We start from the raw sequence: 12,320 nt of genomic DNA on the forward strand, positions 1-12,320 counted from the left end.
TTCAACCACTTACAACCTCCCCTCTACGGGGAGTCGGAGCGATGCTCCGGGGGACGTTAGTTCTCGCTCGGATCGATGAGCTCCTGCTCCCACCCCAGATAGCGCTGACCGCTGTCGGGGTTGAGCGCCACGATGACATCGTCGGGGCCCAGCTCTTTTTGCAGCTGCAGGGCGAGCCCCACGCAGGCCGCTCCTTTGGGGCCAAGCAGGATGCCCTCGCTGGCGGCAAGTTCGTCGCGAAGCGCGAACGCCTCTCGCATGGAGAAGCGGGCGAGCTCGTTGAATCGATGCTCTTTGAAGGCCGGAAGTTCCAGATCTCCCAGAATCGCCCCGCCCATCCGCACCGAGGGGTAGCTCTCGCGTAGCTCTCGGGCCACGTGGCGGAATGTGCCGCCGGTGGAGATCGAGGTGATAAACGCGCCGAGCGGCGCGCCATCAAGGGCGGTGAGCACCTCGCTGGCCATCGCCGCGTAAGCGTCGCGCACCGCCTCGCGCCGGTAGCTGTCGACGTAGAGTCGATCGGAGGCCTGGCGCGCCCAGCCCGCCGCTTTCTCGATCGCCTCGGCCAGCCCGCCCTCGTCGGAGGTCCACTCGATGGTCGCGCCGTAGCGCACCACCAGATCGAAGAGGCGACGGCTGGCGTTCTTCGGCGCAAACACACGAGTTTTCAACCCCAGCACATCGCCGATAAGCGCGGCGGCCACCGCCGAGTCGTCCAGGCCGGCCACCGCCACGGTGTCGCCTTCGACGACGTTGCCCGAGGCGATGCCTCGCTCCAGGATCTCGGCCACGTAGCGATCGCGCAGGCTGCCGCTGGGGTTAAACTGCTCCATCTTCACATAGACCGTCGCCCCGCTCGGCGCCCCGGTGCGTTTGAGGCGCACCAGCGGCGTGTTGCCCACGAGCTGATCCATACGCTCGACCACGGGCGCGTTCGGCGTGGCGTTGGCGGACTTAGATGACATAGGTGAATCCCTCGTAGCACTGCCGGGAGAACCCCAGCTCTTCGCCGCGTTCGATCAGGTCGGCGACGGTAACGTCGCTGAGCAGATCGATCATTTTTGCAAAAATCTCCTGACAGACCACATCGGGCACGCGGGCGGCGCTCTCCTCCACCTCCTCGACGAGCACGTCGGGAAGCTCGGGAAGATCTTCGAGCGCGCCAAAAACCTCGGCCAATGTCAGCGCGGCCGGCTCCGCGACAAGGCGGTAGCCACCGCGCGGGCCGCGCTTGCTCTCCACAAAACCGGCTCGCTTGAGATCGAGAAAAATCTGCTCAAGGAAGCGCACCGGGACCTGCGCCCGCTCGGCAATCTCGCGCACCTGGGTGGGCTCGCCACCGCTGTGGTAGGCCAGATCGAAGATGGCGCGGAGCCCGTATATCGCTCGGTTTGAAAGGCGCATCGCTGTTCTCGACCGGTTTCGTCAGGTTTATTTGGAACAATTCCGACCAACAAACTCAACTTTCCCTAACTTACGCCTTTTCAACCGTCAACGCATCGCGCGTATTTCCCGCCTCAACGCCGCCGCCAACTTCCGCTAAGCTCGCCACATCTTTCACCCGCGGCCCCCTCGCCGCGCCAAGGAGCAGGTGGTGCATCGGCTGGTCTATATCTTCTTTCTTTTCTCCGGGTTCAGCTCACTGGTCTTCGAGGTGATCTGGGCGCGGATGCTCCAGCAGGTCTTCGGCACGACGAGCTTTGCGATCAGCACGCTGCTCACCGCGTTTATGGCCGGGCTGGCGCTCGGCAGCGTGCTGGGCGGCCGCCTGGCCCGCAGGGTGGGAAATCAGCTCAAACTCTACGGGATCCTGGAGGGCTCCATCGGGCTCTATGCCCTGCTCGTGCCGCTGCTGCTGGGCGTGTTGCCCGCGTTGTATGCGCCGCTTTTTGAGCGCTTCATGAGCGACTTCTACCTCTTCAGCCTGCTGCGCTTTGTGGCGGTCTTTGCCGTGCTGGTGATCCCGACCACGCTGATGGGGGCGACGCTCCCGCTGGTGAGCCAGTGGCTGGCCGACCGCCGGCGGATCTTCCACGGGAGCATCGGGCTGCTCTACGGTGCCAACACGCTGGGGGCCTGCCTGGGGTGTTTTCTGGCAGGCTTTGTGCTGCTACCGAGTTTCGGATTGCAGGCCACCAACCTGATCTTTGTGGCAGTGAACCTGGCGCTGGGCGCGACGGTGCTGGCGAGCTTTAAGATGATCGAGGAGGGCGTCAGCGCCGAGGCCCTCCTCGATGCGGATGATGATGATCGCGAGCTTGACCCGGCTCCCGCCCCTGGCGGCGAGGTGCCTGCAGCGGCGCTGCCGGGCTGGGCGTTGCGGCTGACGCTGATCCTCTTCGGGCTCAGCGGCGTGGTGGCCATGAGCTACCAGGTGCTCTGGACCCGCGCGTACGTGATCACCCTGGGGAGTTCGACCTACTCCTTTACGCTCGTGCTCACGGCGATCCTCATCGCCATCGCGCTCGGCAGCGTGGTGATCGCGCGGGTCATTGACCGGGTGCGTCGGCCGATCTTCGTCTTTGCGATGTTGCAGGCGCTGGTCGCCTCCAGCGCTACGGTGGGCTTTTATGTGCTCGATCGCATCCCGGGGTTTCTCTATGACCGGGCGCGCGAGACGATCACCAGCGTTGGCGAGATCTATGCGTACCAGTTCGGGCTGGTGGCGCTGGTCGTGTTTTTGCCCTCACTCTTTCAGGGGATGAGCTTTCCGGTGGTCGTGCGTGCGGTCAACGCGCGGGTGGAACAGACCGGCGAGGAGGTGGGAACGGCGTACGCGTTCAACACGGCGGGATCGATCGTGGGGAGCTTTGCGGCGGGCTTTATCATCATGCCCTGGCTGGGCATGCAGAAGGCCATCGCGGCGATGATCCTCATCAACCTGGGCGCGGCGGTGATCCTGGCGGCGATGGAGCTTTACCAGCATCGTCACGGGCCGCGCGCCCTGGCGATGGCCCTGGCGTTGGGCGTGGGGCTCACTCTCTTTGTTGTGGCACCACCGATCGATCGGGCGCGATTGAGCGCGGGGATGTTTCGGGTGCATCTGGCGCGCGAGGTCTACAGCCCGACCAGCTTTGAGACGAGCACCCCGGAGCTCCTCTATTATGAGGACGGCCTCACCGCCACCACGTCGGTGGAGCGGCGCGGGGGAGGCGTGGCGCTCAAAGCCAACGGCAAGCCCGAGGCCAGCGACGGCGCCGATATGGACACCCAGATCCTCGTCGGGCTGCTGCCTTTTGTGGCGCGCAGCGCCTTTGACGACGTGACGATCGGTCAGGAAGAGGCCGCGATGGTGGGGTTTGGCAGCGGCGTGACCGCCGGCGCCAGCTTGCAGTGGCCGCTTGAGCGCCTGGAGGTGGTCGAGATCGAAGCGACGATGGTGGAGGCCTCGCGCTTCTTTGAGCACGTCAACCACCGGCCGCTCGACGATCCGCGGCACGTGCTCATTGAGAGCGACGGCCGCAACTACCTCGAATACACCCCGCGCACCTACGATGTAATCGTCTCGGAGCCCTCCAACCCCTGGATCGCCGGGGTCTCGGCCCTGTTCACGGTGGAGTACTTTGAGCGGGTGCGCCAGAAGCTCAATCCCGGCGGGGTCTACGGGCAGTGGGTGCAACTCTATGAGCTTCACCCGGACAACGTGCGCCGCGTCTTTGCGACCTTTCTGGCGGCGTTTCCCCATGTGCATGCCTTCTCATCGAAGGCCAAGAGTACCGATCTGATCTTGATCGGAAGCGACCGTCCGCTGGCCTTTCCGCCGGAGGGTTTTGAGCGCGCGTGGTCGATCGACTCGGTGCGCGCGGAGCTTGAGCGGGTCGGCATCGAAGACATCACCGAGCTCTACGGGCTGATGTTCATGAACCAGGCCGAGATGGAGGCGTTTGCCGCCGGCGCCGAGCTCAACACCGACGACAACGGACTGCTGGAGTTCAACGCCCCCCATGACCTGATCTTCTATTCGATTGGCGAGCTCTTCTTCTCGACGCACTACTTCAGCGGTGAGATTTACGGAGACATTCGCCCCTACCTCGAAGGGTGGCCGGACGACGGGCGTTGGACCGCGCAGCGGGTCGCCGAGTTGGGCCGGGCGGCCTGGGTGGCGGGCAAGCCCGAGCTCACCGAGGCGATCCTTCGGGAGCAAAACCTGCGCGAGGCGCGTGGTCGTAACGACGAGCTCGACGAACTTCTCAATGTGCTTGAGGCTGACTCTCGGGCCATTGTGCCGGCCGCACGACGCACCTTTGCCAATCCCACCGACCCCCTCGCCGAACTCGCACGCCGCGCTTCGGACGACGAGGGGGCAGAGGCGGTGCTCGAAGCGCTCTATGCCCGCGAGAAAGCGCCGCGCCAGGGATACAGCGGTCGCCGGGGGCTTGTGCATGCCCTGGCGCTGATGCTCTCCGGCGATCTCAAAGGCGCCGCTCGCCAGCTCGATCACCTCCGCGACGACGCCAATGTCACCGCCACCGAGCTCTATCCCCTGCTCGCCGGCCAGGTCTACACGACGCGCCGGCGCTACCGAGAGGCCTACCAGGCGCTCGCCGGCGCCGCCGGCCAGCCTGACCTCCCGATCTCCGACGCGCCACCACAGGTCAACGCCGCCCCGGGCCAGCCCTCGCCATAGCGCCTTTTGCGATGCCGTGCGCCGAGGTCCGGGTGATCGTTGCGCCATGGAGATCACGAGCCTCAGACACGACGCATCACACCCTTTAAATGCTCTCCCGGCAGCAGACCGAGCATCCACGTCACCTTAGCGCAGATGAGGCGCCGCGCCGCTTTCGATCCTGCACGGTAAACGTGTCTGTGGGCCACACATCAAAAAGCCCCGACGCCTTCAGGCGCCGGGGCTCTTTCTTACGCTGAATTCACCGCGCCACGTCGGGCGATGGAATCAGGGCTGCAGGCTCGGATCGAGCTTGAGCTGACGGCTTCCCTGCTGCTGACCGGGGAGCGTCTTCTGCCCCTGCTGCTGCGGAGCGACCTGACCGGGCAGGTTCATCTGCGGCATGCCCGCGGGCATCTCAGAGGGCGCGGCGGCCATCTTCTCGTTGACGCTGATGTTGTCGTCGAGACGTTCAATCTCAGCCGACTCCCGAAGCTCGGTCAGCATGCGCTGGAAGAGCTGGGTGCGACGCTGGTGACGAAGCTCCACCGAGATCGACTCGGAGACTTCCGAGAGCGGGGCGGTCGCCGCCTCACGCTTCTCGACCACCTGAATGATGTGGAAGCCGAACTGCGTACGCACAAGCTCCGAGACCTCGCCGGCATCCATCGCGAAGGCCGCTTCGGAAAACTCGGGGACCATGCGCTCTTTGGCAAAGAACCCGAGATCGCCACCGCGCGGGGCGGTGGGGCCTTCGGAGTGTTCTTTGGCCAGCGCTTCAAAATCGGCGCCGTCGGCCTTGGCCAGCGCGAGCACTTCTTCAGCTTTGGCACGAGCGGTGGCCACAGCTTCATCGTCGGCACCGCGCTCAACCTTGATCAGGATATGGCGCGCACGAACCTCATCGGGGCGCGTAAAGCGCTCGGTGTGCTCGTTGTAGTAGGTCTCGATCTCGTCGGCCGGCACCGCCAGGTCGTACTTGTCGGCCAGGTAGTTCTCCAGGCGGGCGTCGCGCGCCATGTTCTCGCGCAGCGCATCTTCCTCAATGCCCATCTGCTGGAGGTAGCCGCGGAACATCGCGTCGTTGGGGAAGCGCTCGCGGAACTCGCTGAAGAGCTTCTCGACGTCTTCGTCGGTCGCGGTGACGTTGGCCTCATCGAGGGTGCTCTCCACCAGGTAGTGGTCGATGGCCAGGTCAACGGTCTGCGACTTGAGCATCTCGAGCATCTGCGCGGGCACCTTCTCGGGGAGACGCGCGGCGCGGTGGCGGACCATCTCGTTGAAGGTCTCCTGGCCAACCTCATTGCCGTTCACCTTGGCGACCGGGCCGGTCGCATGAAAAGGCAACTCCTCAAGGGGGATGTCTTCGGGCGAGGGCGCCGCTTCAGCGCCGGCCTCGGCAACTTCTTCACCTTCGGCCTTCTCCTCCTCGGCGAGCTCAGCTTCGGCGTTGGCCGTCGCTTCGTCTTCGGTGGTGGAGGAATCGCAGGCGACGACGCCGCCTCCCAGAGCAGCGACGAGCGCGAGCCCGATCAGTCGGCGTTTCTCAAAGAGCATGAAATCTCCCGGGGTAATAAAGATGCATGGGTTGGCACAAAAGAACGGGCTTTGGCCTACAACCCACGCCGGAGCAGTGTCAAGCCGGCCGTTGTGCCGCGCTTCACAGGTACGCGGGCCTCAACCGTGGCCTCGGCCCGCGCATTCCCCGGGTACTACAGCGATATCCCCCGCTCAGCCGCCGGCCGACTCCAGCAGGCTCTGCACCAGCGCCGACCAGTGATGCGAGAACCAGGTGGCGAGACCCCCGACCCACTGCACCAGCGCCAGGTGGTCGATGCCCCGCGCAAACCACGCCGGATCGCGCGCCATCGCGCCGGCCAGATCCGCAGGCCCCAGCGCATGCGCCGCCATCGCCCCCGCAAGACTCAAGAGCCAGGTCAACCTCCCCAACGAGCCCGACCAGTCGCTGGATGGCGAGGCCAGCGACCACACCAGCGCGATCACAAAGGGGCTCACCGAGACGCCGAGTCGCAACGCATGGTCGAGCTCACTGGCCTGCGCCCCGATCATCAAAAAGGCCATCGGGAAGGCGATGCAGCTCAACCACACCTCCGCCCACTCCGCCGTCGAGCGCGGCAACCTCAAAAAGCGATCAAAGCGCAGCTGGCGGCGCCGCGCCACCGGGTCACGCTCCCGGGGGGCGTGCTCGCGGTAGGCGTCGTAGTCCAGCTCCAGCGACTCGCCACGCCCGAAGAGCCCGCCGACGACCTCCCCCGCGCTGCGCTTACGCTTGAACTCATCCGGGTCCACGCTCGCCAGAATATCGACCTGCTCGCCGAGAGCCCCGTCCCGAACTTCGGCGATGTTGAGCGCGGGGGCAGCCTCCTGACCACGCTCCAGGCGATCGAGCGCGCTGAGCAATGCAGACGCGCTGTTGAGCCGGCGCTCCGGATCTTTTTCGAGCAACGCTCGGAGCAGCGCGTGCGCACGAGGATCAATCGCGCTGAGGCGAGCAAGCTCCAGCGGTTTTCGAGAGACATGTGCGCTGATGGCGTCTTCCACGCTCGACGCCCGCACGGCCTGCTCGCCGGCGAGCATCTCGTAGAAGAGCAGTCCCACCGCGTACATATCGGCGGCCGGTCCCACCGGAAGCCCGCGCGCCTGCTCGGGCGCAATGTAGCGCGGCGTTCCCACCGCGATGCCCTCGCGGGTCAGATCGACGATCGACTCGTCTTCGAGACGCGAGAGCACCTTGGCCATGCCAAAATCCAGCACCTTGACGCGGTAGCCCCCGTAGCGCGTGGGCGTGAGCATCACGTTGGCTGGTTTTAGGTCGCGGTGAATCACCCCGGCGTTATGCGCCACTTCAAGCGCCATCGCGATCTGCCGGGTCACGTCGGCGGCCACCTCCAGCGAGAGTGGCGAGGCGTGCGCGACCTTATCGAGCGTCTCGCCATCGATGTACTCCAGCACCATGAAGATCAGGCCGTCGTCGGTGCGCCCGAAGTCATAGAGCGAGATGATGTTGGCGTGCACCAACGCGCGCACCACTTTCATCTCACGCTGAAAACGCCCGATGGCCGTCTCCGAGCTCTGGCTGTCGGCCGGGGGGATGGCCTTGATGGCCACGCGCTCGCTGGTGATCTCATCGACCGCGCTGAAGATCATGCCGTAGGCCCCCGCCCCCACGCGGCGGCCGATGCGATAGCGCCCCACCAGAAGATCGCCCTGGCGGATAAGTTGTTGCAGTCGTCGATGCGGGCTGCTCATCCTATCCTCGTCTCGGGAGTTCAGGCCCAGGGTAGCAGGCCGGCCATCAACTCATAGAGCCCGGCCAACGCGCCGGCCAGCGAGCCCAGCGTCAGGCGCACAAAGAGCGGCGCAGCGTTGACCTGCTCTCCCAGGAACCACAGCGCATCGTTGCGCAGGGCCGCCGCTGCGGCTGATGGAAATACAAGGCCGATCACCAAAAGCCCCACCCCGCTGGCTGCCGCCGTTCGCCGCAACCAGGGCAAAAGCCACCGCCGGGTCACGTCGGGAAAGTGCAAGGTGTTGGAGAAGGCTACCCATAGAAAGGCCAGAAGAAAAGGCAGCACCCCGACCACCGCGCGCGTGGCGCTCCCCAGAGGAGTGGCCGCCGCAGAGACCAACGCAAACGAGAGGATCGCAATGAGCCCGAGCCCCAGGCTGCTCACCAGCGTCAGTCGCCCGTGCGCCTGCGTGGCCACGCGATCCTGGCTCTGGCGAAGATCGTCGACGGTAGGCGTCTGGCGGCTGGCAAGGTGATGCTGCTGCCGCGCGACGGAGTGAAGATCGAGGTCAAGCTCTGCGACCGTGCGGCTGCCCGACTGTGAGACCGTGCGCTGAGGCGGCGGCGCGCTGATCGGACCGCTTGCGCGGCGCACGCCTGTGGTGCGACGCATGTTTCCCGAGGGCGTGCGCTGCGAAGCGGGCTTGCTCTTCGCTTCCGATTCGGAGTCTTCCGGAAGCGGCACATACCCTTTGCCCGAGAACACATCGGCGGAGGCGTCGGACTGCTCCGACTTGGAGGTCGGTGTCTGCGGGATGGTCCGATGCGAGGAGCGCCGGCGCGCGCGCCCCTGCAGAATGGCCTCGAGCTCCTCGCGGAACTCGCGCGCGGTAGCGTAGCGCGCTTCCGGATGACGGGCCGTGGCGCGGTGAATGATCGCCTGCAACGCCTCGGGCAGCTCCTCAATGCCATCAAGAGGTAGCGGCTCTTCAGCCAGATGAAAGCGCGCCACCTTCGCCACGCTCGTCTCGGCGATGCACGCGCGGCCGGTGCACATCTCAAAAAAGATCAGCCCCAGGCTGTAGAGGTCGCTGGACGCGCTGACCTTCTGGCCCAGGATCTGTTCGGGACTCATGTAGCGAGGCGTGCCGATAAACTGGGTGGACTGTCGCCCGGAGCTCGTCTGGATCTTCTCCTCGGCCCGCTCCACCAGTTTGGCCACACCGAAGTCCAGCACCTTGATCGTCCAGCCCCCCTGGGCGGTGCGCCCCACCATCAGGTTGGCCGGCTTTAAGTCGCGGTGGATCACGTGATGGGCGTGGGCTTCTTCCAGGCTGGCCAGGATCTGCAGGCAGCACTCCATCGAGCGCCGCTTCCCCAGCGCGCCGCGGGCCTCAATGACCTCGTCGAGCGTGCGCCCGTCGACGTACTCCAGCACCATGTAGGGGATGCCATCGGAGGTCGTCCCGAAGTCGAAGATCGCCACGGTGTGCGGATCTTTGAGGCGGCTGGCCACGCGCACCTCGTTGATAAAACGCTCGGCCACCTCGGGATGTGCCGCCATGACATCCGGACGCAGAAACTTCAGCGCAACATCGCGATCCATCACCTCGTGGCGCGCATGCACCACCGTCGCAAAGCTCCCCTCCCCCAGCGGCCGCACAATGCGGTATTTTCCTTCGAAGAGAACACCGGCTCGCAGCTCGCGTAACGCCCGGGTCTCTGCTCCTGGGTGGGTCATGAAGACTCTCTGGTTCAACACATCCTGTGTCCCGCAGCAGCGGCGGGCGCACGAATCTAACACCCGAGATCTCCACGGTCCATCGCCTCGTTGCCGCAAAGGCCTCGGTGCCCGGGCGAACAAAAAGAGCCGCCCCCGGCGATCATCTCGCAGGGGGCGGCTTCTTTAACGCTTCAGGCGTTCAGGTGGCGTCGGCTCGCACGATGCTCCGCGCGGCGCCAACGCGCAGGGCTTACATCATGCCCATGCCACCCATGCCGCCCATACCACCCATGCCGCCCATACCCGCAGCACCGGCGGCGTCATCGTCGCCAGCCTTGGGCTTCTCGGCGATCATCGCCTCGGTGGTCAGCATCAGACCGGCGATGCTGGCCGCGTTCTGAAGCGCGGTACGCGTGACCTTGACCGGGTCGATGACGCCGGCCTTGACCAGGTCTTCGTACACGTCGGTGCGGGCGTTGTAGCCGTAGTTGCCATCCTTGCTGAGCACGTTCTGGATGACGATGGAGCCTTCCACACCGGCGTTGGCCGAGATCTGGCGGATGGGCTCCTGAGCGGCGCGGCGCACGATGTCGACACCGAAGGCCTGCTCGCGCTCAAGCTCAAGGCCGTCGAGCACCTTGGAGGCGCGCAGCACGGCCACACCACCACCGGGGACGATGCCCTCTTCGACGGCAGCGCGGGTGGCGTTGAGGGCGTCTTCAACGCGGGCCTTCTTCTCCTTCATCTCGATCTCGGTCTGCGCGCCGACCTTGATCACGGCCACACCACCGACGAGCTTGGCCAGACGCTCCTGGAGCTTCTCACGGTCGTAGTCGCTGGTGGTCGACTCGATCTGAGCCTTGATCTGGTTGACGCGGCCAGTGATCGCGTCCTTGGTCCCCTGACCACCGACGATGGTGGTGGAGTCTTTGGTGATCGTCACGGTGCCGGCGGTGCCCAGGTCCTGAAGGGTGGCCGCTTCGAGCTTCATGCCGCGCTCTTCGCTGATGACGTTGCCACCGGTGAGGATGGCGATGTCTTCGAGCATGGCCTTGCGGCGATCGCCGAAGCCCGGAGCCTTCACGGCCGCCACGTTGAGCACGCCGCGCAGCTTGTTGACCACCAGGGTCGCAAGCGCTTCACCGTCGATGTCTTCGGCGATGATCAAGAGCGGGCGGTTACCCTGACCGTGGACCTGCTCCAGAAGGGGCAGAAGATCCTTCATCGAGCTGACCTTCTTGTCGAAGAGCAGGATGAAGGGGTTGTCGAAGGTCGCTTCCATACGCTCGGCGTCGGTCACGAAGTAGGGCGAGAGGTAGCCGCGGTCGAACTGCATCCCTTCGACGAACTCGAGCTCGTCTTCCAGGCCCTTGGCCTCTTCGACGGTGATGACGCCTTCTTTGCCGACCTTCTCCATGGCCTCAGCGATGAGGTTACCGATGGACTCGTCGTTGTTGGCGGAGATGGTGCCGACCTGCGCGATCTGGCCGCGCTCGCTGGTCTCGGTGGCCATCTTGTGCAGCTCTTCGACGACGGCGGTCACGGCCTTGTCGATGCCGCGCTTGATCTCCATCGGGTTGTGACCGGCGGTCACAAGTTTGGTGCCCTCGCGCAGGATGGCCTGAGCCAGCACGGTCGCGGTGGTGGTGCCGTCACCGGCGGTGTCGGAGGTCTTCGAAGCAACCTCTTTGACCATCTTGGCGCCCATGTCTTCGAACTTGTCCTCAAGCTCGATCTCTTTGGCAACAGTCACGCCGTCTTTGGTGATGAGGGGCGCGCCGAAGCTCTTCTCGATGACCACGTTGCGGCCCTTCGGCCCCAGGGTCACGCGCACGGCGTTGGCGAGGGTGTTGACGCCGTTGAGGATGCGCTGGCGAGCGCGGGTATCAAAAATGATCTCTTTGGCCATGGTCTGTCTCCTGATATTTCGGTTGGGTTGCTCGCCCCAATCGTCGGCGAGCCAGATTCATACTCAGAACATCCCTCGCGCTTTGTGGAGCGCGAGCTCGGCGAAGAGCCTTAGTCGGTGATGACCGCCAGGATCTCTTCTTCGCGCAGGATCAGGTGCTCTTCACCGTTGATCGTCACGTCGGTGCCGGAGTACTTGCCGAAGAGGACCTTGTCGCCTTCTTTGACCTGCAGCGCGACGGGCTTACCGTCATCACCGGGCTTACCCTTGCCGGTGGCGCGCACGATGCCTTCAAGCGGCTTCTCTTTGGCGGTGTCGGGGATGATGATCCCGGTCGAGGTCTTTTCTTCGCTGGGCACACGCTGGATAAGGACGCGATCGTACAGGGGCTGAATCTTCATCGCTTCACCTCGTAGAATGGGTTAAGACACACGTTGAGTGTTGGAAAACAGGGGCCGACCCGGCCCCTTAGCACTCTCCAGGGGGGAGTGCTAACGCGGCATACCGTATGCGCCGACCTAACCAAGTCAAGCAGAAAAGTTTGACACGCAGCGCTTCCCCTTCAATTACGCCGACTTTGGCGCTATCGTCCCCTGCACAGCGCCCCCTTCTCACCTCCCTTTCGAGGTACGCGAACGGGGTGGCGCATTGCTGACACCACGATCTTTGCGAGTGCTCCGTGACCGACCTGTTTGATCCTTCCCAGCTTAACGCTCAGGCCCAGCGCGTGCGCCGCGCCGCCCGCGAGCTCGCTCGCCAGCCCGGCGCCCTGCGCGATGACGCCCTCAAGCACATGGCCGAGGCGCTGCGCGCGCACGCCGAGGCCATCCTC

8 protein-coding genes are annotated in these 12,320 nt (G+C 64.9%); 1 reads left to right on the plus strand and 7 read right to left on the minus strand.

Annotation, left to right across the window (positions count from 1 at the left end):
• Positions 1-56: 56 nt before the first annotated feature.
• Together FRC96_RS17590 and FRC96_RS17595 are read right to left on the minus strand one after the other, a co-directional pair.
• A complete protein-coding gene (locus tag FRC96_RS17590; protein ID WP_146976389.1) occupies positions 57-965 on the minus strand; it encodes a pyridoxal-phosphate dependent enzyme in 909 nt (302 codons plus the stop codon).
• Positions 955-1,404 carry an RrF2 family transcriptional regulator gene (locus FRC96_RS17595; RefSeq protein ID WP_146976391.1) on the minus strand — a complete coding sequence of 150 codons (450 nt, stop codon included), beginning with the start codon at positions 1,402-1,404 and terminating at the stop codon, positions 955-957. The genes FRC96_RS17590 and FRC96_RS17595 overlap by 11 nt, the downstream gene beginning before the upstream one ends.
• A gap of 190 nt (positions 1,405-1,594) precedes the next feature.
• Here FRC96_RS17595 and FRC96_RS17600 point away from each other — a divergent pair, with 190 nt between their 5' ends.
• The gene (locus tag FRC96_RS17600; protein ID WP_146976393.1) at positions 1,595-4,627 is read left to right on the plus strand and encodes a fused MFS/spermidine synthase; all 3,033 of its coding nucleotides are present in this window, start codon (positions 1,595-1,597) and stop codon (positions 4,625-4,627) included.
• A gap of 267 nt (positions 4,628-4,894) precedes the next feature.
• Here FRC96_RS17600 and FRC96_RS17605 read toward each other — a convergent pair whose 3' ends face one another.
• The 5 genes from FRC96_RS17605 to FRC96_RS17625 all read right to left on the minus strand — a co-directional run bounded on the left by FRC96_RS17605 (position 4,895) and on the right by FRC96_RS17625 (position 11,889).
• Complete coding sequence (locus tag FRC96_RS17605; RefSeq protein ID WP_146976395.1) at positions 4,895-6,163, minus strand: peptidylprolyl isomerase; 1,269 nt, start codon at positions 6,161-6,163, stop codon at positions 4,895-4,897.
• A gap of 174 nt (positions 6,164-6,337) precedes the next feature.
• Positions 6,338-7,876, minus strand: a complete 1,539-nt coding sequence (locus FRC96_RS17610; RefSeq protein ID WP_146976396.1) for a serine/threonine-protein kinase — start codon at positions 7,874-7,876, stop codon at positions 6,338-6,340.
• Positions 7,877-7,896: 20 nt separating this feature from the next.
• On the minus strand, positions 7,897-9,597 hold the full coding sequence (locus FRC96_RS17615) for a serine/threonine protein kinase (protein WP_146976398.1): 1,701 nt from the start codon (positions 9,595-9,597) through the stop codon (positions 7,897-7,899).
• 232 nt (positions 9,598-9,829) lie between these two features.
• On the minus strand, positions 9,830-11,488 hold the full coding sequence (groL, locus tag FRC96_RS17620; protein ID WP_146976400.1) for a chaperonin GroEL: 1,659 nt from the start codon (positions 11,486-11,488) through the stop codon (positions 9,830-9,832).
• Between the two features lie 110 nt (positions 11,489-11,598).
• On the minus strand, positions 11,599-11,889 hold the full coding sequence (locus FRC96_RS17625) for a co-chaperone GroES (protein ID WP_115603148.1): 291 nt from the start codon (positions 11,887-11,889) through the stop codon (positions 11,599-11,601).
• Positions 11,890-12,320 lie beyond the last annotated feature (431 nt).

Origin of the sequence: Lujinxingia vulgaris (genome assembly GCF_007997005.1) — a bacterium.
GTDB lineage: Bacteria > Myxococcota_A > Bradymonadia > Bradymonadales > Bradymonadaceae > Lujinxingia.

Bases quoted from the DNA above. Each gene is read 5' to 3' on its own strand.
- FRC96_RS17605 (WP_146976395.1), bottom strand. From the start codon at position 6,163: ATGCTCTTTGAGAAACGCCGACTGATCGGGCTCGCGCTCGTCGCTGCT.
- FRC96_RS17595 (WP_146976391.1), bottom strand. From the start codon at position 1,404: ATGCGCCTTTCAAACCGAGCGATATACGGGCTCCGCGCCATCTTCGAT.
- FRC96_RS17615 (WP_146976398.1), bottom strand. From the start codon at position 9,597: ATGACCCACCCAGGAGCAGAGACCCGGGCGTTACGCGAGCTGCGAGCC.
- FRC96_RS17625 (WP_115603148.1), bottom strand. From the start codon at position 11,889: ATGAAGATTCAGCCCCTGTACGATCGCGTCCTTATCCAGCGTGTGCCC.
- groL (WP_146976400.1), bottom strand. From the start codon at position 11,488: ATGGCCAAAGAGATCATTTTTGATACCCGCGCTCGCCAGCGCATCCTC.
- FRC96_RS17590 (WP_146976389.1), bottom strand. From the start codon at position 965: ATGTCATCTAAGTCCGCCAACGCCACGCCGAACGCGCCCGTGGTCGAG.
- FRC96_RS17610 (WP_146976396.1), bottom strand. From the start codon at position 7,876: ATGAGCAGCCCGCATCGACGACTGCAACAACTTATCCGCCAGGGCGAT.